At 71.2% G+C, this 22697-nt stretch carries 21 protein-coding genes; 14 read left to right on the top strand and 7 right to left on the bottom strand.

Annotation, left to right across the window (positions count from 1 at the left end; translation table 11 throughout):
* Positions 1-21 precede the first annotated feature (21 nt).
* A complete protein-coding gene (locus KIS93_RS23845; RefSeq protein WP_080047546.1) occupies positions 22-1095 on the bottom strand; it encodes a PLP-dependent cysteine synthase family protein in 1074 nt (357 codons plus the stop codon).
* Between the two features lie 248 nt (positions 1096-1343).
* Here KIS93_RS23845 and KIS93_RS23840 point away from each other — a divergent pair, with 248 nt between their 5' ends.
* Entirely contained in the window at positions 1344-1928 is a 585-nt protein-coding gene (locus tag KIS93_RS23840; protein WP_168021809.1) for a sigma-70 family RNA polymerase sigma factor, read from the top strand.
* Here KIS93_RS23840 and KIS93_RS23835 read toward each other — a convergent pair.
* Positions 1925-2824: a sensor histidine kinase gene (locus KIS93_RS23835; RefSeq protein ID WP_246005418.1), complete on the bottom strand. Its 900-nt coding sequence runs from the start codon at positions 2822-2824 to the stop codon at positions 1925-1927. The genes KIS93_RS23840 and KIS93_RS23835 overlap by 4 nt on opposite strands.
* Positions 2825-3174: 350 nt before the next feature.
* Between KIS93_RS23835 and KIS93_RS23830 the strand changes: the two genes are divergently transcribed.
* From KIS93_RS23830 to KIS93_RS23820, 3 genes are read left to right on the top strand one after another with little or no spacing between them, the layout of a single operon-like run.
* On the top strand, positions 3175-3480 hold the full coding sequence (locus KIS93_RS23830; protein ID WP_080045566.1) for a hypothetical protein: 306 nt from the start codon (positions 3175-3177) through the stop codon (positions 3478-3480).
* A gap of 30 nt (positions 3481-3510) precedes the next feature.
* On the top strand, positions 3511-4317 hold the full coding sequence (locus KIS93_RS23825) for a polysaccharide deacetylase family protein (protein ID WP_080045567.1): 807 nt from the start codon (positions 3511-3513) through the stop codon (positions 4315-4317).
* A gap of 31 nt (positions 4318-4348) precedes the next feature.
* Entirely contained in the window at positions 4349-4999 is a 651-nt protein-coding gene (locus KIS93_RS23820) for a DUF2461 domain-containing protein (RefSeq protein WP_080045568.1), read from the top strand.
* 11 nt (positions 5000-5010) lie between these two features.
* On the opposite strand, the gene KIS93_RS23815 is transcribed toward KIS93_RS23820, so the two are convergent.
* Both KIS93_RS23815 and typA read right to left on the bottom strand, forming a co-directional pair.
* Positions 5011-7416: a hypothetical protein gene (locus KIS93_RS23815; RefSeq protein WP_186404411.1), complete on the bottom strand. Its 2406-nt coding sequence runs from the start codon at positions 7414-7416 to the stop codon at positions 5011-5013.
* Between the two features lie 360 nt (positions 7417-7776).
* Positions 7777-9627, bottom strand: coding sequence for a translational GTPase TypA (typA, locus tag KIS93_RS23810; protein WP_080045569.1), 1851 nt, complete (start codon positions 9625-9627; stop codon positions 7777-7779).
* Positions 9628-9863: 236 nt separating this feature from the next.
* Between typA and KIS93_RS23805 the strand changes: the two genes are divergently transcribed.
* From KIS93_RS23805 to KIS93_RS23780, 8 genes are all read left to right on the top strand, one after another.
* Positions 9864-10607 (top strand): AMP-binding protein, encoded by a 744-nt coding sequence (locus KIS93_RS23805; protein WP_155129187.1) that lies wholly within the window; start codon positions 9864-9866, stop codon positions 10605-10607.
* A 52-nt stretch (positions 10608-10659) separates the two neighbouring features.
* Entirely contained in the window at positions 10660-12342 is a 1683-nt protein-coding gene (locus KIS93_RS65580; protein WP_246005357.1) for an ATP-binding protein, read from the top strand.
* The gene (locus KIS93_RS23800) at positions 12252-13103 is read left to right on the top strand and encodes a LuxR C-terminal-related transcriptional regulator (protein WP_335673918.1); all 852 of its coding nucleotides are present in this window, start codon (positions 12252-12254) and stop codon (positions 13101-13103) included. The genes KIS93_RS65580 and KIS93_RS23800 overlap by 91 nt, the downstream gene beginning before the upstream one ends.
* A 76-nt stretch (positions 13104-13179) precedes the next feature.
* Positions 13180-13563, top strand: a complete 384-nt coding sequence (locus KIS93_RS23795; protein WP_186404409.1) for an AMP-binding protein — start codon at positions 13180-13182, stop codon at positions 13561-13563.
* A 121-nt stretch (positions 13564-13684) separates the two neighbouring features.
* The gene (locus KIS93_RS23790) at positions 13685-15757 is read left to right on the top strand and encodes an ATP-binding protein (protein ID WP_186404408.1); all 2073 of its coding nucleotides are present in this window, start codon (positions 13685-13687) and stop codon (positions 15755-15757) included.
* Positions 15676-15990 carry a hypothetical protein gene (locus KIS93_RS65575; RefSeq protein WP_246005356.1) on the top strand — a complete coding sequence of 105 codons (315 nt, stop codon included), beginning with the start codon at positions 15676-15678 and terminating at the stop codon, positions 15988-15990. The genes KIS93_RS23790 and KIS93_RS65575 overlap by 82 nt, the downstream gene beginning before the upstream one ends.
* Positions 15960-16184, top strand: coding sequence for a response regulator transcription factor (locus tag KIS93_RS65570; protein ID WP_246005355.1), 225 nt, complete (start codon positions 15960-15962; stop codon positions 16182-16184). The genes KIS93_RS65575 and KIS93_RS65570 overlap by 31 nt, the downstream gene beginning before the upstream one ends.
* A gap of 10 nt (positions 16185-16194) precedes the next feature.
* Complete coding sequence (locus KIS93_RS23780) at positions 16195-16947, top strand: alpha/beta hydrolase (protein WP_230465828.1); 753 nt, start codon at positions 16195-16197, stop codon at positions 16945-16947.
* A 195-nt stretch (positions 16948-17142) separates the two neighbouring features.
* Here the strand turns inward: KIS93_RS23780 and KIS93_RS23775 are convergent, their stop codons facing one another.
* A complete protein-coding gene (locus KIS93_RS23775) occupies positions 17143-18576 on the bottom strand; it encodes an aldehyde dehydrogenase (protein WP_080045574.1) in 1434 nt (477 codons plus the stop codon).
* A 259-nt stretch (positions 18577-18835) separates the two neighbouring features.
* Here KIS93_RS23775 and KIS93_RS23770 point away from each other — a divergent pair, with 259 nt between their 5' ends.
* Positions 18836-19732: a coiled-coil domain-containing protein gene (locus tag KIS93_RS23770; protein WP_080045575.1), complete on the top strand. Its 897-nt coding sequence runs from the start codon at positions 18836-18838 to the stop codon at positions 19730-19732.
* On the opposite strand, the gene KIS93_RS23765 is transcribed toward KIS93_RS23770, so the two are convergent.
* A complete protein-coding gene (locus KIS93_RS23765) occupies positions 19714-21027 on the bottom strand; it encodes a GH1 family beta-glucosidase (RefSeq protein ID WP_080045576.1) in 1314 nt (437 codons plus the stop codon). The genes KIS93_RS23770 and KIS93_RS23765 overlap by 19 nt on opposite strands.
* An 84-nt stretch (positions 21028-21111) precedes the next feature.
* Here KIS93_RS23765 and KIS93_RS23760 point away from each other — a divergent pair, with 84 nt between their 5' ends.
* A complete protein-coding gene (locus KIS93_RS23760; protein ID WP_080045577.1) occupies positions 21112-21738 on the top strand; it encodes a TetR/AcrR family transcriptional regulator in 627 nt (208 codons plus the stop codon).
* A gap of 5 nt (positions 21739-21743) precedes the next feature.
* Here the strand turns inward: KIS93_RS23760 and KIS93_RS23755 are convergent, their stop codons facing one another.
* On the bottom strand, positions 21744-22667 hold the full coding sequence (locus KIS93_RS23755; RefSeq protein ID WP_080045578.1) for an aldo/keto reductase: 924 nt from the start codon (positions 22665-22667) through the stop codon (positions 21744-21746).
* Positions 22668-22697: the final 30 nt, after the last annotated feature.

The following is a 22697-nucleotide window of genomic DNA, read 5'->3' as shown; positions in this document are numbered from 1 at the left end:
CGCCTTACCTAAATGGGGGGTTCAGCCGGGCAGGAAGGCGCGCAGCTCCGCCAGGTGCGGCTCGATGTCCAGGCCCTGGTCCGCCAGCCAGGCCGGGTTGCCGTAGGTGCCCTTGTAGCGGTCGCCGCTGTCGCACACGAGGGTCACGATGCTGCCCTGCTCGCCCGCCTCGCGCATCTCCTGGATGAGCTCGACGCAGGCCGCCATGTTCGTGCCGGTGGAGCCGCCGACGTCGAGCCCGGTCACCTCGCGGGTCCAGTGCATGGCGGCGATCGAGCGGGCGTCGGGGACGGCGATCATGCGGTCGATGACCGTGTGCTGGAACGAGGGCTCCACGCGGGGCCGGCCGATGCCCTCGATGCGCGAGCCGGGCGCGGTGACGGAGACGTCGCCCGAGGTCCAGCTCGGGTAGAAGGCCGAGCCCTCCGGGTCGACGACGGCCAGGCGGGTGGCGTGGCGGCGGTAGCGGATGTAGCGGCCGATGGTGGAGGAGGTGCCGCCGGTGCCGGCGCCGACCACGATCCAGGCCGGCTCGGGGTGGGGCTCCAGGGAGAGCTGGGAGAAGATGGACTCGGCGATGTTGTTGTTGCCGCGCCAGTCGGTGGCCCGCTCGGCGTAGGTGAACTGGTCCATGAAGTGGCCGCCGGTCTCGGCGGCCAGGCGGTGCGACTCGTCGTAGATGGCGCCGGGGTCGTCGACCAGGTGACACTTGCCGCCGTAGAACTCGATGAGGTGGATCTTCTCCGGCGACGTGGCCGCCGGCATCACCGCGATGAACGGCAATCCGAGCAGGCGGGCGAAGTACGCCTCGCTGACCGCGGTGGAGCCGCTGGAGGCTTCGACGATCGTCGTGGACGGGCCGATCCAGCCGTTGGCCAGGCCGTAGAGGAATAGGGAGCGGGCCAGGCGGTGTTTGAGTGAACCTGTCGGGTGCACCGACTCGTCTTTCAAGTAGAGGTTTACACCCCAGTGCGAGGGCAGCGGAAAGACGTGCAGATGTGTGTCGCAACTACGGTTGGCGTCGGCCTCGACCTTGCGTATGGCCTCAGCCACCCAGCGGCGTGTACCCGTATGGTGCCGGTCCACGAATCTCATGCTCATACGCTATCCCATGTGACTCTCGCCACTATTCCTACAAAATTGGGTGGGTAGTGTTATGATAATGAGACTTGTCCGGCCGTGGACGTGACCACGCACGCCGCGAGCAGATGGACGATCAACCCCTTCTGACCAAGGCGGAGTCTCTAACGCGTCCCTTAGCAGGGGCTTGCGAAGATGGAACCGCCGTCAGGCGGCTTGTGCCGAAAACGGGGGATAGCGCAAGGGGGAATGAATTGATCACTATGACCGATGAGCAGCGTCAGGACTGGTTCGAGCGCGATGTCGTGCCCGTGACGTCGCAGCTGTTCGCCTCCGCCATGCGCCTGACCCGTAACACAGCCGATGCCGAGGACCTGGTGCAGGAGACGGTGGCCAAGGCCTACACGTCGTACCACCAGTTCCGCGAGGGCACCAACCTCAAGGCGTGGCTCCACCGGATCCTGACCAACAACTTCATCAACGACTATCGCAAGAAGCAGCGCTCGCCCAAGCTGTCGGCCGCCGAGGAGATCGAGGACTGGCAGCTGCACGCGGCCGAGTCGCACAGCTCGACCGGCCTGCGCTCGGCCGAGACCGAGGCGCTCGACCGGCTGCCCGACAGCGTCGTGATGAACGCCCTGCGCTCGCTGCCCGAAGACTTCCGCGTGGCCGTCTACCTCGCCGACGTCGAGGGGTTCGCCTACAAGGAGATCGCCGAGCGGATGGGCACGCCCATCGGCACCGTGATGTCGCGGCTGCACCGTGGCCGCCGCCAGCTCCGCGGCATGCTTGAGGAGTACGCCCGCGAGGAGGGCGCCGTGCGCCTGCCCGCGCAGCGTGCCGCCTAGGAGCCCATGCCCAGGTGCAGGCGGACCCGTAACAGGCCCTCCTCCGCGCGCAACTCCACCAGGTCACAGAGCTGCCTGCTGATCCAGAGCCCGTATCCCCGAGGGGACTCGGGCTCTGGTGGTATGTAGCCGGGTAACGGGTCGTCGAGGGCGCCTCCGGGGTCGGCGATCTCGCAGACCAGCTCGCCGTCGCCGACCCACATCGCGATCGTGCCGTACCCGGCCCCGTGCTCGACGCTGTTGGCGGCGATCTCGGACACGCTGATCACCAGCGAGGTGATGAGGTTGCGGTCCATGCCGGCCGCCCTGGCGTAGTCGCCGACGGTCTGGCGCAGGCGCTTCAGCTCCCTGGCGGTGAAGCGCACGGTCTCGGCGGTCGCCGGCGGCTCGGGCAGCGGCTCGCGGTCGTCGTGCAGCACCAGCTCGTGCGGCTCGACGAACCGGCTGCTCGCCATCTCGCCGTCGGCGCCGAGCAGCACCGGATGGTTGACCGGGCCGTAGTCGAGCACGCCGCCGGGCACGTGGCGCAGGTCGTACAGGCACCACATGATCGCGGCCGTCGCGCGGAACGCGGCGTTGATCACCGACTCGTAGCGGATGAGCTCCCTGATCTCGCGGCGGCTGCGGCCCGCCCAGACGGGCTCGCCGATCACGAGGGTGCGGCGGCCCCTCGTGTACTCGTGGTAGGCGGCCAGCGTGCGGTACGGGTGGTCGTACCAGGAGGTGGACAGCCGGCTGTCGATGAGGTCCGCCTCGCGCCCGAGCGCCTCGCGCAGCCGCGCCAGCTTCGCCGGGCAGGTGATCACCAGCACCTGCCGGCCCTCCCGCAGCGCCGTGCGCACGTGCGGCACGGCCAGCTCCAGAAAAGCCTCATCGGAGTCGTACGGCACGGCCACGTGCTTCAACGACTCGCCATCGGAACGTGCCCGCTCAGGGCGCACGGGCGAAACGTAGCAAGCGCCACAGCGCCGCGCAACGGTCATGAGCGCCACTGCCATGAGTGCGCATGCGTGAGAAGCGCGCTGGGCGCCGCCGTGTCACGTGAGCCCATCACTCCCGCTATCCTCTGAACTCGCGAGGACTCGCGTGAGCAATGAGCGCGAACGCGCCCCGGATCACCCCCCGGAGTTTCATGATTACTCCATGTCTTGGACGGCTGATGCCCGTTGTTGGGTACATCCCTTGTATGCGGTGAACGCCCGCGGCGATCACCGCGCCGCTGTGAAACGTCGGCAGGGGGTGGCGTGTGAGTGAGGCCCGAGCGGCGACGGAGAAACTCCATGCGGAGCTTCATGGTCTGGGCGTCACCACCGCTTACGAGGTGGGCGACGACGAGACCATCTCGGTCTGGATCGGCCTGGTCGTCCGCTACAGGGATGGTTTTTACCGGTGGCAGGAAGGGCCGGTGAAACGTCGGCATCTGGGTACGGATCCGGTCGGATGTGCCATGCGCGTGGCGCGCCGCTACCAGGAATTGCAGGCGGATATCCCACTCTGGTGGGATGACCTGGCCAGGGAGCTGCGGGGGGCACCGGTCCAGGATTATCCGTAGGCCCCCGCATGCGGCGTTTCGGGGGGAAGCATGCGCGTATGGGCCCTGCCGCTGGCCCTGGTCGCCCTGGTGAGCTGCGTGACACAGTCGGTGCCGCGCCGCCAGCAGGCCAGAGTGCACACCGCGGCGGCCAGGCCGGTCGTCATCGATCCCGTGATGCTCGCCAAACGGCTCAGGGCGATGCAGCCGGGCTGGCCGCGCAGCCGTAAGTTCGACTGCGCCCGGCTCAAGTGCGTGGCCCTGACCTTCGATGACGGGCCGGGCGAGTACACCTGGCGGCTGCTCGACCTGCTGCGGCAGCGCGACGTGCGGGCCACGTTCTTCGTCATCGGGCAGATGGTGGCCGCCGACAAGGGCGGCCGGATCGTGCGGCGCATCGTGGGCGACGGCCACGAGATCGGCAACCACTCCTGGAGCCACCCGCCGCTCGCCGAGCTGTCCCACGAGGCGCTGCAGAAGGAGCTCAAGCACACCGAGGACATCGTGCGGCGGCTCACCGGGGTGCGGATGCGGGTGATGCGGCCGCCGTACGGGTCCACCGACGACGAGGTGGCGGCCGAGACCCGGCGCGAAGGGCTCGCCCAGATCCTGTGGAACGTCGACACCCTCGACTGGCGCGACCGCGTCGCCACCACCGTGGCCAGGCGGGCCGGGGAGGCGAAGCCGGGCTCCATCGTCCTGCTGCACGACATCCACCGCACGACCGTGGAGGCCGTGCCCGCGCTGCTCGACACGCTCGGCAGGAAGGGCTACACGTTCGTCACCGTCTCCGAGCTGTACGGCAGGACGCCCGCGCCCGGCCGCACCTACACCGAGCGCACTCCCACCGGGCGCTGAGCTGTCGGTGGCGCGTGGCACTCTTGACGGCATGGGTTTCAGCGGCTTTCCCGACGAGGCGTTCCTCTTCTACGAAGGGCTGGAGGCGGACAACTCCAAGACCTACTTCGGCCGGCACAAGCAGCTCTACGAGGAGGCGGTGCGGGCGCCCATGCTGGCGCTCACCGACGAGCTGGCCGCCGAGTTCGGGCCGGCCCACCTCTTCCGCCCCTACCGCGACGTGCGCTTCTCCAAGGACAAGGCGCCGTACAAGACGCATCAGGGCGCGTTCGTGGAAGTGATGCCGGCGATCGGGCTCTACGTCGAGATCAGCGCCGCGGGGCTGTTCGTGGCGGGCGGCGTCTACTCCACGGCCGCCGACCAGATCGCCCGCTACCGCGCGGCGGTCGACGAGGACCTGTCCGGCAAGCCGCTGGAGTCGATCACGGGCGCGCTGGCCGACCAGGGCTACGAGCTGGGCGGCGACCGGCTGAAGACGCGGCCACGGGGGTTCGGCGAGGAGCATCCGCGCATCGAGCTGCTGCGGCACCGCTCGCTCTACGCGGGGAAGCGCTTCGAGCCGCAGGAGTGGGTGCACACCCCCGAGGTGCGGGCGCGGGTGGAGCGGGCGTGGCGGGCGTTCGGGCCGCTGGTGGAGTGGCTGTCCACGCACGTACGCGGCAGCGAGCTGCCCCGCCGCTGACCTGGCGCGCCCTACGGGCCGGTGCGGGGGGTGGTGATGGTGACGATCTGGTCGCCCTTGAGGATCCGGTCCACCGTCTGCCCGGCGGCCGAGGACGCCGCCGTGGTGCCCGCCGCCAGCACCAGCGCCAGCGTGGGCGCCGCGAGGCTGCGGATGCTGCGCAGGTTGCGCACCCGCGCCCACGGCTCCCCGGCCAGGTGCATGATGCGCCACTCCCAGAACAGTCCGAGCCCGATGCACACCATCATGACCTGCCCCACCACGATGGCCACGACCTGCGTCTTGTCGAACGCCCCGATGTCCGGCTCGGCGAGGGTGGACAGGTAGCCCGACAGCTCGGTCAGCAGCGCCGCGGCGGTCAGGTGCAGGGCCTTGGTCATGGGCTGGGTGCCGCGGATGCGCGGGTAGAAGTAGCCGAACAGGAAGCCGAAGGCGGGCAGCGTGATCAGGTAGCGCCCGTCGAAGATGAAGCTGGTCAGGTCCACCCCTTCCGGCCAGCCGTAGACCAGGGCGAAGGGCAGGCTGAGCAGCAGGCTGACGGTGAAGGCGTGGATGCCGTTGTACCAGGGCGAGCAGCCGGCGGAGGTGGCGAAGGCGGTCTCCGGGTGCCGGCCGTGCCGGTTCATGGCCGCTTCGAGCGCGTTGTGCTGCTGGTCGAAGTCGGCCATGGTCAGCTCGCCCGCGCCGATCCTGGCCCGCCCGACGCGGTACAACTCCTGCTCGGCGACCAGCAGCAGCCGCTTGTGCAGGGCGGCCCTGATGAGGGCGCGGTGCTCCTCCAGGTTGACCGGCTCGGGGATGGCCATGCGGGGGCCGGTGAGCAGCCATTGTGCGGTCGCCCAGGCCACGAGCGAGGTGATGGCCAGCAGCGGCAGCGGCACGTCGATGTCGGCCAGCGTGGTGCTGCCGCTGGGCGTGATGTAGAGCACCATCAGCACGCAGATCATGGTCGACTCGGCCACGGGATTGTCGACCGCGGAGAGCTGCGCGCCCAGCCGCCGCAGCCGCAGCACCAGCATCACGAACCCGAGCAGCAGCAGCCCCATCACCCCGCGCACGATCGGGCTGAGCACGAGGTTGCCGATGCGCGGCTCGTCCTGCTGGACGGCCAGGCTCCACGACCCCGAGTCCAGCCATTCGGTGGGCCAGCCCTGCACGAGCAGGCTGATGAGCACGGCGCCCACGACGGTCTGGCGTTTCCACTGCTTGGTGGCCACGGCCAGCGCGGAGATCGGGATCAGCGCCCAGCTCAGCGCGAGCACCAGCCGGATGCTGTCGGGCGGGTACACCCCGCCGGCCAGCGCCCGCAGCCACAGGGCCAGGGCCAGCAGCCCGATCGCGGCCTCGGCCGACAGCACCGCCAGGCGGACGACGACCGGCCGTACCCCCAGGTCCACGCTGAACGCGATCGCCGAGCCGGCCGCGGCGACGGCCGCCACGGCCCCGCCGGCCAGCAGCGCCTGGCCGGACTGCTGCCCGTGCAGCCACGACCAGGCGAGCATGCCGAGCCCGATCGCGACGCCGGCGCCGGTGACGACGAGCAGGTCACGGGTGTCCCACGGCGGGCTGGTCGGCAGCACGCGGCTGGCGTGCCGCAGCGCGAGGAGGGGCACGGCGATGAAGAGGATGACGTACGCCACCACCGACCAGTCCTCGGCGAACAGCGGGATCAGCAGCGCGGGCGCGGCCAGTGCGAGCCCGAAGAACAGCTCCCTGTTGGCGAGCCTGGCCCACCAGCCCTTGCCGAGCGAGCGCAGCAGGTAGATCGCCAGCGCGATCGCGGTGAGCACGCCGAGCGCGGTGGCCCACGAGAAGTCCTCCTGGACGACCACGTCGGGGAAGCCGAAGGAGTCGGGCGCGAGCGTCAGGCTCACCGGGTACGCCCCGACGGTGAACGCCAGCCGCTCGGCCTCCTCCTGCTCCGGCGTGATGCCCTCCAGCCGCAGCACGCTCCACTCGCCGGGCAGCACGGTGATGGAGCGGCTGGTGACGATGAGCGGGAACGCCTTGGGCTCCTCGAAGCCCAGCTTCAGCAGCTGGTCGGGCCGGAGCTGGCGCAGCAGCGTCACGGTGAACTCGGCCGTGGTCCGGCCGCTTTCCGAGATGAGGGTCGGCGCCAGGCGGGTCGTCGGGGCCAGGCTGGGGCCGTCTACCTTGATGGCGCCGAACGCGGCGTCGGTGACCTGCTGCAGCGTGCCGGGGAAGCCACCGCCCTGGCGTAACGCCTCGATGAGGGTGTCGCGCGGGGCGAGCTGCAGCCGGTGCTTGACGGTCACCTTGACGTGCCGCTGGCGGGGGTCGAGCCGGCCCTCAGGGACCGGTTCCAGGTCGCTCCTGCTCGCCCTGGAGATCGACACCTCCGTGGTGGCCCTGCGGGCCCAGCGCACGTCGGGGTCGGCGCGGGTGGCCGCGGCCACCCACGGGTTGGGACCTGCGGTGCCTTTCGGCGGGGCAGGGCCCGCTACCGGTCTGGCTGCAACGGTGCACCAAACGATCGCCCCCAACGACACCAGCGCCAGCCCGAACGCGATTGCCATCCGGAGCTTTCCCACAATTTGGATGATTCTCCGGCATGCGCCATTGTTCTATCTCGTAGGGTCACGGTGTGATTACAGCTGCTCCCATGACAACTTTTCTTTACGGCGTGACCCGGGAGAGCCTTTCCATCGCACGTGGCGGAGCCGGGGTACTTACTTCCCGCACTTACCAGAAAGCCGCGCTTTGTTCGCAAAAAAGCGAGCAAAGCGCGGCTCCGGTGAAGATTTCCGGCGGCTCCGTCAGGCGCGCTTGGCGCGGGCCGCGGCGCGGCCACGGGTGGCCGCGTCGAGCACGACCTTGCGGATGCGCACGGCCTCAGGGGTGATCTCCACGCATTCGTCCTCGCGGATGAACTCCAGGGCCTGCTCCAGCGACAGCACGCGCGGCGGGATCACCTTCTCCGTCTCCTCGCTGGTGGAGGAGCGCATGTTGGTGAGCTTCTTCTCCTTGGTGATGTTCACGTCCATGTCGTCGGAACGGGAGTTCTCGCCGACGATCATGCCCTCGTAGACCTCGGTGCCCGGCGAGACGAACAGCACGCCGCGCTCCTGGAGGTTGAGCATCGCGAACGCGGTCACCGGGCCCGACCGGTCGGCCACCAGCGAGCCGTTGTTGCGGGTGCGCAGCTCGCCGAACCACGGCTCGTACGAGTCGAACACGTGGTGCACCAGACCCGTGCCGCGCGTCTCGGTGAGGAACTCGGTGCGGAAGCCGATCAGGCCGCGCGCCGGCACCACGAACTCCATCCGGATCCAGCCGGTGCCGTGGTTGGTCATGTGCTCCATGCGGCCCTTGCGGACGGCCAGGAGCTGCGTGACCGCGCCGAGGTACTCCTCGGGGCAGTCGACCGTCAGGCGCTCGACCGGCTCGTGCACCTTGCCGTCGATGACCTTGGTGACGACCTGCGGCTTGCCGACGGTCAGCTCGTAGCCCTCGCGGCGCATCTGCTCCACCAGGATGGCCAGCGCCAGCTCGCCGCGGCCCTGCACCTCCCAGGCGTCGGGCCGGTCGGTGGGCAGCACGCGCAGCGAGACGTTGCCGACGAGCTCCTTCTCCAGGCGGTCCTTCACCATGCGGGCGGTCACCTTCGAGCCCTTGACCTTGCCCACCAGGGGCGAGGTGTTGGTGCCGATGGTCATCGAGATGGCCGGCTCGTCGACCGTGATGAGCGGCAGCGGGCGCGGGTCGTCGGGGTCGGCCAGCGTCTCGCCGATCATGATCTCGGGGATGCCCGCGATGGCGATGATGTCGCCGGGCCCGGCCTGCTCGGCCGGCTTGCGCTCCAGCGCCTCCGTCATGAGCAGCTCGGTGATCTTGACCTTCTGGATCGAGCCGTCGGTGCGACACCAGGCCACCTGCTGGCCCTTGCGCAGCACGCCCTGGTGGATCCGGCACAGCGCGATGCGGCCCAGGTAGGAGGAGGCGTCGAGGTTGGTGACGTGCGCCTGCAGCGGCGCGCTCGGGTCGTAGGTGGGCGCCGGGATCGTCGACTTGATGATGTCGAAGAGCGGCTCGAGGTCTTCCGAGTCGGGCATGCCGCCGTCGGCGGGGCGCTCCATGGAGGCCCGGCCCGCCTTCGCCGAGGCGTAGACGATCGGGAAGTCGATCTGCTCCTCGGTGGCGTCGAGGTCCATGAAGAGCTCGTAGACCTCGTCCACGACCTCCTTGATGCGCGCGTCGGGCCGGTCGACCTTGTTGATGCACAGGATGACCGGCATCTTCGCGGCCAGCGCCTTGCGCAGCACGAACCGGGTCTGCGGCAGCGGCCCCTCACTGGCGTCGACCAGCAGCACGACGCCGTCGACCATCGACAGGCCGCGCTCGACCTCGCCGCCGAAGTCGGCGTGGCCCGGGGTGTCGATGATGTTGATCGTCATGCCGCCGTGCTGGACGGCGGTGTTCTTCGCGAGAATGGTGATGCCCTTCTCGCGCTCCAGGTCGTTGGAGTCCATGACGCGGTCGTCGACGTCCTGGTTGGCGCGGAACGCCCCGGACTGCCAGAGCATCGCGTCGACCAACGTGGTCTTGCCATGGTCGACGTGCGCGATGATCGCGATGTTCCGCAGGTCGTCGCGGCTGTTCAAAGGCATGATGACGTCTCGCTCTGTGTGTCGTGGGGGCGGCCGCGCGAAGTCGCGACCTACTAAGTCTAGTTGATCCCCTCAGATGGCAGGAGCGGACAGGGTGAGGAACGATGTACAGACGGATGAAGAACAAGGACCGGTGACAACTGTAGGAGCAGACGGCGGGAACGGCGGCCCACCTACATAGGGGGTTGCACATTTGTGCGCATGGCAATCTTGGTCCCGGTCCCTAGATTGTCGTCATGACCTGGACAGAGCTCGTGATGGCGGCGGCACCGATGCAGGGCGAGCAGCCGGCGGTGAGCGACGTCCGCACCGGCGAGGTGCTGTCCTACTCCGCCTTCGCCAGACGCGTCACCCGCGCCGCCGCCGGGCTGCGCGCCCAGGGCCTGCGCTACGGCGACCACGTGCTGGTCAACGTGCCGCTCGGCGCGTTCCTGCCCGTGGCCGTGCACGCCGTGGCCTGGGCCGGCGGGGTGGCGGAGCTCTCGGCCACCGGCACCGCCCGGCTGATGATCGCCCAAGACCGCTACGACCCCGAGGCCGTGAAGGTCGACCAGGTGTTCGCCTTCCGCCCCACGCCGGGGGCCCGGCCGTTCGCCGACCTGCTGACGGCGGGCGCGGTGGAGTTCGGGCCGCTGGCCGGGCCGGCGTTCACCCTCGACGGCGTGCGCGTGCTCGACAACACCGACCTGGCCACCGACCTGCGCCGGCTCGCCGCCCGGCTGGTCGTCGGCAAGGACGACGTCGTGATCAGCGCGGTGAGCGAGCCGTTCCGCGGGCTGCGGGTGATCGATCTGGCGATGACGGCCGGCGCCCACGTCGTGGTCGCCCACGAGCCGAGCCTGGTCGGCTGCCGCGTGCTGGCCCAGGAACGCCGGGCCACCATGATCGTGGCGCCGTACGACCTGGCCAGGAGGCTGCTCGGCGACCCCATTCTGCGGGTCGTCGACGAAAGGGCGGTCGTGAGCTCGCTTGGCCTGTGAAAAGTGCGACACTGTGGGAGAGTGTGATCCTTCCGCGACGCAGGGTGAGCACATGCCAGATACCCCCCGGCACAACCTTCCGGCAGAGCCCAACCGGTTCATCGGCCGCGAGCGCGACCTCGACGACCTGCGCGGCCTGTTCGGCGAGACGCGAGTGGTGACACTGTGCGGGGTCGGCGGCATCGGCAAGACCCGGCTGGCCCTCCAGGTGGCGGCCGGGCTGTTGCCGTCGTTCCCCGACGGCGTGTGGCTGGTGGAGCTGGCCAGGTTCGGCCGTCCCGAGCTCGTCGAGCAGGAGGTGGCCCGCGTGCTCGGCGTGCGCGAAGAGAGCGCCAGGCCGCTGCGCGACACCATGACGGCCCGGCTGGGCGACCAGCGCTGCCTGCTGCTGCTCGACAACTGCGAGCACGTGGTCGACACGTGCGCCGAACTGGTCTCCGCGCTGGTCGCGGCCTGCCCGTCGCTGCGCGTCCTGGCCACCAGCCGAGAGCCGCTGCGCATCCCCAGCGAGCTGATCTGGCGGGTGCCGCCGCTCGACCTGCCCGATCCGGCCACGCCCGAGGCCGAGTCCGTGCAGCTCTTCATGGACCGCGCGGCGGCGGCCGGCACCAGGCTGGGGCCCGAGAGCCTGCCCGACGTGGTGCGGCTGTGCCGGGCGCTCGACGGGTTGCCGCTGGCGCTGGAGCTGGCCGCGGCCCGTACGAGCCTGCTCAGCCCCGGCCAGATCGCCGACCGCATCGACGACCGGTTCTCGCTGCTGACCACGGGGGGCCGCACCGCCCCGCCCCGTCAGCGCACGCTGCTGGCGGCCGTCGAGTGGAGCTACGACCTGCTCTCGGCCAAGGAGCAGGTGCTGCTGCGGCGGCTGTCGGTGTTCGCCGGTGATTTCGACCTCGACCTGGCCGAGCAGGTCTGCGCCGAGCGGCCCATCCCCGAGGGCGAGATCGTCGACCTGCTCGGCGGGCTGGTCGACAAGTCGCTCGTGCTGTGCGACGAGAGCCGCAGGCGCTACTGGCTGCTGGAGACGATCAAGCGGTACGCCGTCGAGCGCCTCGACCAGGCCGGCGAGCGCGAGGTCCTGCGCCAGCGCCACCTCGACGTGCTGTGCGAGCTGCAGGAGCGGCACTTCATGACCGAGATGGTGCTGCCCGGCGTGCCGTGGGAGCGGCGGCTGGAGGCGCTGCGCGCCAGCCGCGACCTGATCGACGACCAGCGCGTGGCGCTCGACTGGGCCGTGGAGGCCGGGAACGTTCCCGCGGGCCTGCGGCTGTGCCGCACCAGCACGGGGCTGCTGCCCCTCGGCGGCAACGTGACGGAGATCGTCGGCTGGATCGAGCGGCTGCTCTCGCTCGACCTGACCGGGGTGTCCGCCGACCAGATCGCGCACGCCAAGGCGTACCTCGCCTATGGGCTGGAGGCGCGCGACGAGCTGGGCCGGGCGCTGGAGACGGCGGAGGCGAGCCTGGCGGAGATGTCGCGCGACGACCTGTTCCCGCACTGCGTCATGCACAGCCTCATGGTCGTCGTGCTGCTGCGCATGGGGCGCGCCGATGAGGCGCTGCACCACGCGGAGGAGGGCCTGGCCCTGGCCACCCGCACCGGCGACACGTGGAACCAGGCGGCGGGCTGCTCGGGCTGTCGGCGGTGGCGCTGGTGCGCGGCCGGCTGCGGGAGGCGCAGCGGCACGGCGAGGAGGCGCTGGCGCGGGCGCGGGCGCACGGCCACCGCTGGCTGATGGCCCGGACCGCGATCCAGCTCGGCTCGGTGGCCGAGGCCAGGGGCGACCTGAGCACCGCCAAGGAGCACTACAAGACGGCCGCCCCCTGGCTGCGCGAGCTGGGCGGCGGCGCCGAGCCGGGCGGCGACCCCGAGCTGACCCGGTGCCTGGCGCGGATCGGGCGGGTGGCGGCCATGCTGCACGAGTTCGGCCTCGCGCGTGAGCAGCTGTCGGCCAGCCTGGAGCTGGCGTGGGCCGGCGGGCAGCGGCAGGGCGAGGCCCGCTGCCTGGTGGGGCTGTCGGTGCTGGCCGAGTGCGAGGGCGACCTGGAGGGCGCCGTGCTGGCCGCCGCGGCGGCGGCCGGGCTGCGCGAGTCGATCGGGCAGCACTCGGCCACGACCAGGATCGAGGAGCTGCTCGGCCGGGCCCGCACGAAGCTGGGCGAGAGCCGCACCAGCGCGCTGTGGTCGCGCGGCCAGACGATGCGCCCCGACATGGCCGCCCGCCACGTGCTGTCGGGCGAGCGGGTGACGGGCAAGCCCCCGGTCAAGGCCCCGGTGGCGGCCGAGCCGGGCAGGCACTCGCTGCTGACCGCGCGCGAGCAGGAGATCGCCGGGCTGCTCACCCGGGGGCTGTCCAACCGGATCATCGCCGAAGAGCTGGTGATCAGCCCCGCGACGGTCGCCCGGCACATCGCCAACATCATGGAGAAGCTCGGCTACACCTCACGGGCGCAGATCGCGGTCTGGGCCACCGAGCACCAGAAGGACGACCCGTAGCCGTGCCGACTTCTGCATAGGGATCTGCATATTCCGCCCCATGTGTGCACGAGACGCCCTCCCTACGGTGGGCCCCATGGATGAGCGCATCGTGATGGTGGACTCAGGCACCGGCCTGAAGCTCACCGAGGAGCAGCTCGACGAGAGATCCGCGGTCGCGACCGTCCAGCTGCGGCGCAGGGGAGTGCGCTCCGGAGACACCGTGCTCATCTGCCTGCGCGTCGGGCCCGACCTGCTCGTGTCGACCAACGCGGTGATCGCGGCGGGCGGCGTCGTCTGGCCCCTGCCGCCCGATCTCGACACCGCCACGCTGCGCGACCGCATCCACGAGAGCGGCGCCCGGGTGATGATCTCCGACGTCCGGCAGGCCCTCGACGCGGCCGAGGAGTCGCGGGTGCGGATCGTGATGAGCGTCGCCGACCTGAACGGCTCGTGCCCGTCCTGGGCGCCGCCGACGTGAACGCCTCACATTCGTAGCGGGCGGGTCGCTGACTCTGCACGGAAAGTGATCGCATCGGCCCCTGGCGCGGGGGAGACTTGGCTCGTAGGAGAGCCTGCCGCGACCACTTGGGGCCCCGAAGATGACCGTGCCAGCCCCGCACAACCTCCCTGTGGAGCCCAACCGCTTCATCGGCCGCGAACGCGACGTGTCCGAGCTGGGCGCGCTCGTCCGCGCGGAACGCGTGATCACGCTGAGCGGCGTGGGCGGCATCGGCAAGACCCGGCTGTCGCTGCGCGTGGCGGCGCAGGCGCGGCCCTGGTTCGCCGACGGCGTGTGGCTGGTGGAGCTGGCCCGCGTCGGAGATCCCGCGCTGGTCGTGAACGAGGTGGCCGGCGTGCTCGGCGTCCGCGACGAGCTGCCCGGGCGGCTGCTCGACGGCCTGCGGCTGCGCCTGCGTGACGCCAGCACCCTGATCCTGCTGGACAACTGCGAGCACCTGGTCGAACGCTGCGCCGAGCTGGTCGCCCAGCTCATCGCCGAGTGCCCCCGCCTGCGTTTCCTGCTCACCAGCCGGGAGCCGCTGCGCATCCAGGGCGAGCTGGTCTGGCGGGTGCCGCCGCTGGAGCTGCCCGACGAGCGGCATCCCGACGCCGAGTCGGTGCTGCTGTTCGTGGAGCGGGCGCTGGCGGCGGGCGCGCGGGCGGTGACGGAGCACATGCCCGACGTCGTACGCCTGTGCCGGGCCCTCGACGGCCTGCCGCTGGCCCTGGAGCTGGCGGCGGCCAGGACCGGCCTGCTCAGCCCCGGCCGGATCGCCGACCGCATCGGCGACCGGTTCGCGCTGCTCACCACCGGCCACCGCACGGCGCCCGCCCGGCAGCGCACGCTGCTGGCCACCGTGGAGTGGAGCCACGACCTGCTCACGCCCAAGGAGCGGGTGCTGCTGCGGCGGCTGTCGGTGTTCGCCGGGGTCTTCGACCTGGGGCTGGCCGAGCGGGTGTGCGCCGACGGCGGCATCCTGCGCCGGGCCGAGCTGCTCGACCTGCTGGCCGGGCTGGTGGACAAGTCGCTGGTGCTGCACCAGGGCGGCGCCGGCCGCTACCGCCTGCTGGAGACCATCCGCCAGTACGCCGCCGACCGCCTGGAGGAGGTGGGCGAGGTCGCCCGGCTGCGCGACCGGCACCTGCGGGTCGTCTGCGAGGAGATGGAGCGGTGCTACGAGGGCGGCTCGCTGGAGCCGCGGATGCCGTGGCCGGCCCGGCTCGCGCACTTCATCAGGGGCCGCACGCTGCTCGACGACTGCCGGGCCGCGATCGACTGGGCCGTCGCCTCACGTGACGCGGTGACCGGGCTGCGGCTGGCGCGGGCGGCGCTGGCGATCCTGGCCGTGCGCGGCGACCTGGGCGAGAGCGTCGGGTGGCACGAGCGGCTGCTCGCGCTCGACCTGGCCAAGGTGCCCGACGACGTGGTGGCGGTGGCCGCGGCGGCGCTGGCGTACGGGCTGGAGCTGGCCGACGAGCTGGAGCGGGCCGAGGAGCTGATCGTGCAGGGGGTGGAGGAGCAGAAGCGGCATCCGTACACGCACTGGCTGGGCATCTCCTACGGCGTGGCGCTGACCGTGTTCTTCCGCACCGGGCGGACGGAGCGGGCGCTGCGGTACATGGAGGAGCTGGAGGCGGCGGCGAGCGCGCACGACGACCCGTTCAACCTGGCCACGGCCCGGATCGCGCGGCTCAACCTGGCGCTGTTCCAGGGGCGGCTGCGGCAGGCCAGGCGGCACGGCGAGGAGGCGCTGGCGCTGGGCAGGCAGGCGGGCCACCACTGGACGCAGGCCAGGGCGCTGACCCATCTCGGCGCGGTGGCCGAGGCGGCGGGCGACCTGGAGACGGCCCTGTCGTGCCACGCGGACGCGCTGCCGCTGCTGGAGGGCATGGACAACCGGGTCGAGCTGGCCCGCTGCCACGCCCAGCTCGGCCGGGTGGCGGCCGGCCTGGGCGACCGGGCCGCCGCGAGGAAGCACGTGGCCGCCGGGCTGGAGCTGAGCAGGAAGGCGGGGCAGCGCAGGGGCGTGATGCGGGCGCTGTCGGCCCTGTCGGCGCTGGCGCAGGCGCAGGGCGACCTGGAGGGGCGGTGCTGGCCGGGGCCGCCGCCACCGCGCTGCGCGAGTCGATCGGGCAGGTCGGCCCGCCGGGGCGGGTGCGGGAGCTGCTGACGCTGGCCCGCGCTGAGCTCGGCGAGGGCCGGGTGACGCTGCTGTGGGCCAGGGGTATGGAGTGGCCGCCGGACGAGGTGGCCCGGCACGTGCTCGACAGCGAGGCCGCGCACGTGCCCGGCGGCGCGGCCGGGCAGGGGGTCGGCGGCGGGCCGGGCAAGGGGGCGGCGGCGCGGACGGGCAGGGGCCGCTTCCGATCGAGGTGGGGGTCGGGCCCCGGTACGGCGGGCTGACGGCCAGGGAGCGGGAGATCGCGCTGCTGCTGACCAAAGGCTTGAGCAACCGGGCGATCGCCGCGGAGCTGGTGATCAGCCCGGCCACCGTGGCCAGGCACGTCGCCAACATCATGGACAAGCTGGGCTTCGACGCGCGCTCGCAGATCGCGGTGTGGGCGGCCGGGCACGGCATCGACGCGCAGCGGACATAACCTCATATCCATGCCTTTCGCGCCCAACTTCCCCGTCATGCTCAGGACCGAGGACGGGGTCCGCATCGACGCCGCGCACACGCCCTCCGCCCGTACGGACGTGGGGATCGTGGTGGCGCACGGCTTCACCGGGTCCTGGCGGGAGCGCACCGCGCGCCGCATCGTGCACGTGCTGAGCGGGTACGGCGGCGTCATCGCCTTCGACTTCCGCGGCCACGGCCGGTCCGGCGGCGAGACCACGGTGGGCGACCTGGAGATCCTCGACGTGGAGGCCGCGGTCAGGCACGCCCGCGTGATCGGTTACTCGAAGGTCGCGGTCGTGGGCTTCTCCATGGGCGCGGCGGTGGCCGTCCGGCACGCGGGGCTGCGCGGCGGGGTGGACGCCGTGGTGGCGGTGAGCGGGCCGGCCCGCTGGTACTACCGGGGGACCAAGCCGATGCGGCAGGTGCACTGGGCGATCGAGCGGCCGGTCGGGCGGTGGGCGGCGCGCGTGGCCAAGCGCACCAGGATCGCGCGGGGCGAGTGGGACCCGGTCCCGATGCCGCCGCACGAGGCCGCCGGGCTGATCGCGCCGGTGCCGCTGCTGATCGTGCACGGCGACGCGGACGCGTTCTTCCCGCTGGATCACGCGCGCCAGCTCTACGACGGCGCGAAGGAGCCGAAGGAGCTGTGGATCGAGCCCGGATTCGGGCACGCGGAGTCGGCGGCGACGCCCGAACTCGTCCGCCGGATCGGCAAATGGATCTCCTCGAACTTTTCCTGAGTGAAACACGTCTACCTAGGGCGGATGGCAGGAAACCGCCGGGAGAAAGTCTCTGGGGAAGGAAACCGTCGATGCGGTGGACGTGGGACATACTGCTGTAGTCGGCCGGTAGCCCAGCGTCGCGGGGGCGCGCTGGGTGACCATCCGTACAGAGGGCCCCGCCAGGGGTGGCGGGGCCCTCATTCGTGTCCCGGCTCAGCCCAGGCGGGCGATCGTCTTGTACTCCAGGTAGGAGTTGAGGCCCTCGGGGCCGAGCTCGCGGCCGATGCCGCTGGCCTTGTAGCCGCCGAAGGGGGCGTTGGTCTCCAGCATGAAGCAGTTCACGCCGTACGTGCCGGTGCGGACCTGGCGGGCCACCTCCATGCCGTGCTCGGCGTCGGCGGTCCAGACGGTGCCGGCCAGGCCGTAGTCGCTGTCGTTGGCGATGCGGACGGCATCGGCCTCGTCCTCGTACGGGATCACCGCGAGGACCGGCCCGAAGATCTCCTCGCGGGCGATGCGCATGTCGTTGCTGACGCCGGCGAAGACGGTGGGCGCGACGTACCAGCCGCGGTCGTACGGCCGGTCGAGGCCGCCCACCACGATCTTGGCGCCTTCGTCCATGCCGAGCTTGATGTAGCCCTCGACGCGCTCCTGCTGCCGCTTGGCGACCAGGGGGCCGATGCCGGTGGCGGGATCGGCGGGGTCGCCGACGGGCTGGGCGCCGACCATGGCGGCGATGGCGTCCACGACCTCGTCGTAGCGGTTGCGGGAGGCCAGGATGCGGGTCTGGGCCACGCACGCCTGGCCGTTGTTCATGAGGGAGGCCATCGACAGGAAGCCCATGCTGGCGGCCAGGTCGGCGTCGTCCAGGATGATCGCGGCGGACTTGCCGCCGAGCTCCAGGCTGACCCGCTTGAGCTGCTCGCCGCAGACGGCGGCGATGCGCCGCCCGGCGGCGGTGGAGCCGGTGAAGGCGACCTTGTCCACGCCCTTGTGGGCGACCAGGTGCTCGCCGACCTCGCGGCCGGCGACGACGATGTTGAGCACGCCCGCCGGCACGCCGGCCTCGGCCGCCCACTCGGCCAGCAGGTACGCGTCCAGCGGCGTCTCGGGGGCCGGCTTGAGCACGATCGTGCAGCCCGCGAGCAGCGCGGGCGCGACCTTGGTCATGGTCACGAACTGGGGGACGTTCCACGGCACGACGGCCGCCACCACGCCCACGGGCTCCCTGCGCACGGTGATGGGGCCGAACAGGCCGGGCCGCTGCTCCTCCTGCTCGAACGTCCGGCCGAGCTCGGCGTAGAACTGGAGCATGCCAAGCGGCTGCGGCGCCTGCGCGAGGTTGGAGAACGTGATCGGCGAGCCCATCTCCTCGGTGATGAGCTGGGCCATCTCGCTCTGGCGCTCGTTGTAGATGGCGGCCAGCCGGGCGATCACCTCGGCCCGCTCGGCGAACGTCATGCGGGGCCAGGGCCCGTGGTCGAACGCCTCCCGGGCGGCCGCGACGGCGCGCTCCATGTCCTCGGTGGTGCCGTCCGGCACCCGGCCGACGATCTCCTCGGTATGGGGGGAGATGACGTCGATCGTGCCGGTGCCCGCGGGGGCCACCCATTCGCCCCCGATGAACAGCGTGTCGTGCTGGCGCATGTCGTGAGCCTCCTGCTTGACCGAATGCTTGCTTGTCTTCGGCATGTCCCAACGCGACCGAATCATGTTCTGTCCACGCATGCAAGAGGAGGTCGGTGCGCGGCGCGCCGGGGTGCCGCCGCGCCGCGCGCGAGGGTCCCGCGCGATTCGGACAAAACCCGATAAGTTTCGCCAAAGGTGCAGCAGTTCGGCCGTTCGGATGACAGGGATCAAGATCATCTTCTATAGTTTCGGTCCGTCTAGAGGGGAGGGGACGGGTGTGAGAATCTGGCGGCTCGCCGTTCTCGTCGCCGTACTCTCCGGGCTGCTCGGACTCCACTCCCCGTCGCCGGCCATGGCCGACCCCAGCCCCGCCGAGCTGCGCAAACTCACCAAACAGGCCGCCCGGCTGAACGAGCTCTACCGCGGCCAGATCCAGAGCCTCGAAGAGATCAGGGTCCAGGCCAAGAAGGCCACCGACACCTCCGGCGACCTGGAGGCGCAGCTCAAGGCCGCCCAGGCCGAGGTGAGCCGCATCGCCCAGACCTCCTACATGTTCGGGCCCCTCGACGGCGTGCGGCTGCTCACCCCCAACGCCGACCCCTACGCCATGCTCGGCGGCGCCGCCAACCTCACGTTCATGGCCAACGAGCGGGCCCAGCGCGTCGAGAGCATCAAGAAGCTGATCGACAAGCACAACGACGCGAAGGCCAACGCCAGCGAGAAGATCGAGAAGATGCGCAAGGAGATCAAGGCGCTGCAGAACAAGAAGGACGAGATCCAGAAGCTGCTGCAGAAGTACGGCTTCCAGCAGCCGGGCGGCGCCGAGGGCCTGACGCCGCGCATGATCAACGTCCGCGCCGAGATCATGGCGAACTTCCCGATGAAGTACGGCGTCGGCTGCCTGCGCCCCGGCGACCCGGGCGAGCACGGCAAGGGCCGGGCCTGCGACTTCATGATGTCGAGCGGCGGCCGGATGGCCACCGGCTCCGACGCGGCCAACGGCGACGCGCTGGCCGCCTGGCTGATCAAGAACGGCCCCCGGCTGGGCGTCATGTACATCATCTGGAAGCAGCGCTACTACGACATCCGGTCAGGCGGCGGCTGGGACCCGATGTCCGACCGCGGCGGCGTGACCGCCAACCACTACGACCACGTTCACGTGTCGGTGTTCTGACCTTCCAGGAACCGCGCGTACCAGTGGTAGGAGCGCTTCGGCGTGCGGCGCTGGGTGGCGAAGTCCACGTGCACGAGGCCGAAGCGCTGGTCGTAGCCCTCGGCCCACTCGAAGTTGTCCAGCAGTGACCAGACGAAGTAGCCGCGCACGTCCACCCCTTCGGCCATGGCCTGCCGCATGGCGGCGATGTGGCCGTCGAGGTAGTCGATTCGGGCGGTGTCGTCGATCGTGCCGTCCGGGCCCGGGACGTCCTCCTGGGAGCAGCCGTTCTCGGTGATCAGGATGGGCGGGAGCGCGGCGCCGTACCGGGCCTTGAGGCCGGTGAGCAGCTCGCGCAGGCCGTCGGGGACGACCGGCCAGCCGAACGCGGTGGTGGGGTAGCCGGTGACGCCCGCGTCGTCGAACGGGAGCCCGTCACCGGTGGGGGCGGCGATGCGGGTGGGGTTGTAGTAGTTGATGCCGAGGGCGTCGAGCGGGGCGGCGATGGTCTCCAGGTCGCCGTCACGGACGAAGTCCAGCGCGGACGTGTATGCCGACAAATCCGGATATTTCCCGAGAAGCACGGGGTCGTTGAACAGCCGGTTGTGCAGGATGTCGTACGCGTCGGCCGCCCGCACGTCCGCCTCGCTCTCCGAGGCCGGCCAGACGGGCGTGCAGTTGTTCGTCAGCGCCACCTGGCGGGCGCCGGCCGCCCTGAGCGCCCGCACGGCCAGGCCGTGGCCGAGGAGCTGGTGGTGGGCGGCGGGCAGAGCATCGGTCAGCAGGGCCCGGCCGGGGGCGTGCACGCCCATGGCGTAGCCGTAGGCCATATGGACGAACGGCTCGTTCAGGGTGATCCACATCGGCACGCGGTCGGCCAGCCGCGCGCCGACCGTGGCGGCATACGCGGCGAACAGCTCGCTGACCTCGCGGCTCAGCCAGCCGCCGCGCTCCTCCAGCGCCTGGGGCAGGTCCCAGTGGAACAGCGTGGGCACCGGCTGGACGCCGGCCGCCAGCAGGGCGTCCACCAGCCGGTCGTAGAAGTCGAGCCCCGCCGCGTTCACCCGGCCGGAGCCCTCGGGCAGCACGCGCGGCCAGGCGATCGAGAAGCGGTAGGCGTTGACGCCGAGGCCGCGCATGAGGGCGACGTCCTCGGGCCAGCGGTGGTAGTGGTCGCAGGCCACGTCGCCCGTCTGGCCGTTCCTGGTGCGGCCGGGCTCGTGGGAGAAGACGTCCCAGACGGAGGCACCCCTGCCGTCCTCGGTGGTGGCGCCCTCGATCTGGTACGCCGCCGTGGCCGTGCCCCACCAGAACATATCCGCCTCCTATGAGGGTGGCTCATGTTTGTCCGAGGTCAAAGACTCTGACTCATCCGGGCGCGAATGCGCAAGGATGGGGGCATGACCAGTACCCTGCGCCGCCGACCCGCTCAGCGCCGGAGCGTCGAGCGCGTGGAGCGCATGCTCGACGAGTGCGCGCTCCTGCTCGACGAGGTCGGCTACGAGGCGCTGACCACGAAAGAGGTCGCGCGCCGGGCCGAGGTGCCGATCGGCACGTTCTACCAGTTCTTCCCCGACAAGCAGGGGCTGGTGGGGGCGCTGGCGCGGCGCAACCTCGAGGCGTTCCTGCAGCGCATCACCGAGCGCATCCCCACGGCCGACCTCGGCCACTGGACCGACCTGGTCGACCTGGCCATCGACGAGTTCGTCGACATGAAGCGCACCACCCCCGGCTTCGCCGTCGTCGACTTCGGCGAGGTGCTCGGCGCGCCCGGCGACAGCGGCAAGCGGGCGCTCGACGAGACGCAGGAGAACAACGTCGTCGTGGCCGAGCGCCTGCGCGCCCTGACGCTGGAGCTGCTCGGCGCGCCCGCGGGCCCGGGGCTCGACCGCGCGCTGCTGGTGGCGGTCGAGGCCACCGACGCGGTGCTCAAGCTGGCCTTCCGCGTCGATCCGGGCGGCGACCCCGAGCTGATCGCCGAGTGCAAGCAACTGGTCCGCCGCTACCTGGCCGACCACCTGCCGTAGGAGCGCTACATGGCGGCGTCCATGCGGGCGCGCTGCTCGTCGTCCAGCTTGAGCTCCGCCGCGCCGATCGCCTCCTCCAGCTGCTCCATCGTGGAGACCCCGACGATCGGCACGATCCCGTCGGCCATCAGCCAGGCCAGCACCACCTGGTTCGGCGTCGCGTCCAGCTCCCCGGCCACCTCGTGCAGGACGGCCAGCCGCCGCGTCGTGCCCGGGTGGTCGTAGATCTCGGGGATCGCCCGGTCCGGCCGCGTGTAGGCGCCGAACATCAGCGTGTTGTACGCCCACAGCGTCAGGTCCGGCTCGTCGGCCAGGTAGCCGAGCAGGTCGTCCGTCACCAGCCGGTGCCCCGACTCGGGCAGCTTCGTGCCCGGGCGCGGGCGCAGGTAGGTGTGCCGCTGCTGGACGTGGGTGTAGGGGAGCCAGCCGCGCGCCCCCGAGACGTTCCTGGCCCGCTCCAGCCGCCAGGCCGGCATGTTGCTGGCCCCGATGGCCCGCACCTTGCCGGCCCGCGCCAGCTCGTCGAAGGCCCGCAAAGTCTCCTCGAACGGGACGGACCGATCCTCGATGTGCGACCAATACACATCGATGTAGTCCGTCCCCAATCTCTTGAGGCTGCCCTCCGCGCCCCGGGCGATGGCGGCCGCGGACAGGCCCTCCGCCGAGTCCAGCGTGCGGTCGCCGGCGACGGTGGGGCGGGCGCCGACCTTCGTACTGAGGACGACCGCGTCGCGGTTGCCGCGGGCGGCCAGCCACGCGCCGATGGCCAGCTCGCTCTCGTCCCCCGTGCGGCCCTCCACCCAGAACGGGTAGTTGTTCGCCGTGTCGATCCTGGTGCCGCCGGCCTCCACGAACCGGTCGAGAAGCGCGAAAGTGGTGTCCAGGTCCACGGTGGTGCCGAACGGGATCGTGCCCAGTGCGATGTTCATGGCGCAGACTCTGAGACCTGGAGCGCACTC

It is taken from the genome of [Actinomadura] parvosata subsp. kistnae, from assembly GCF_900323885.1.
In the GTDB taxonomy this organism is placed as follows: Bacteria; Actinomycetota; Actinomycetes; order Streptosporangiales; family Streptosporangiaceae; genus Nonomuraea; species Nonomuraea composti.
Note: the sequence above shows the minus strand (reverse complement) of the source record. Positions and strands in the feature narration are given on the sequence as shown.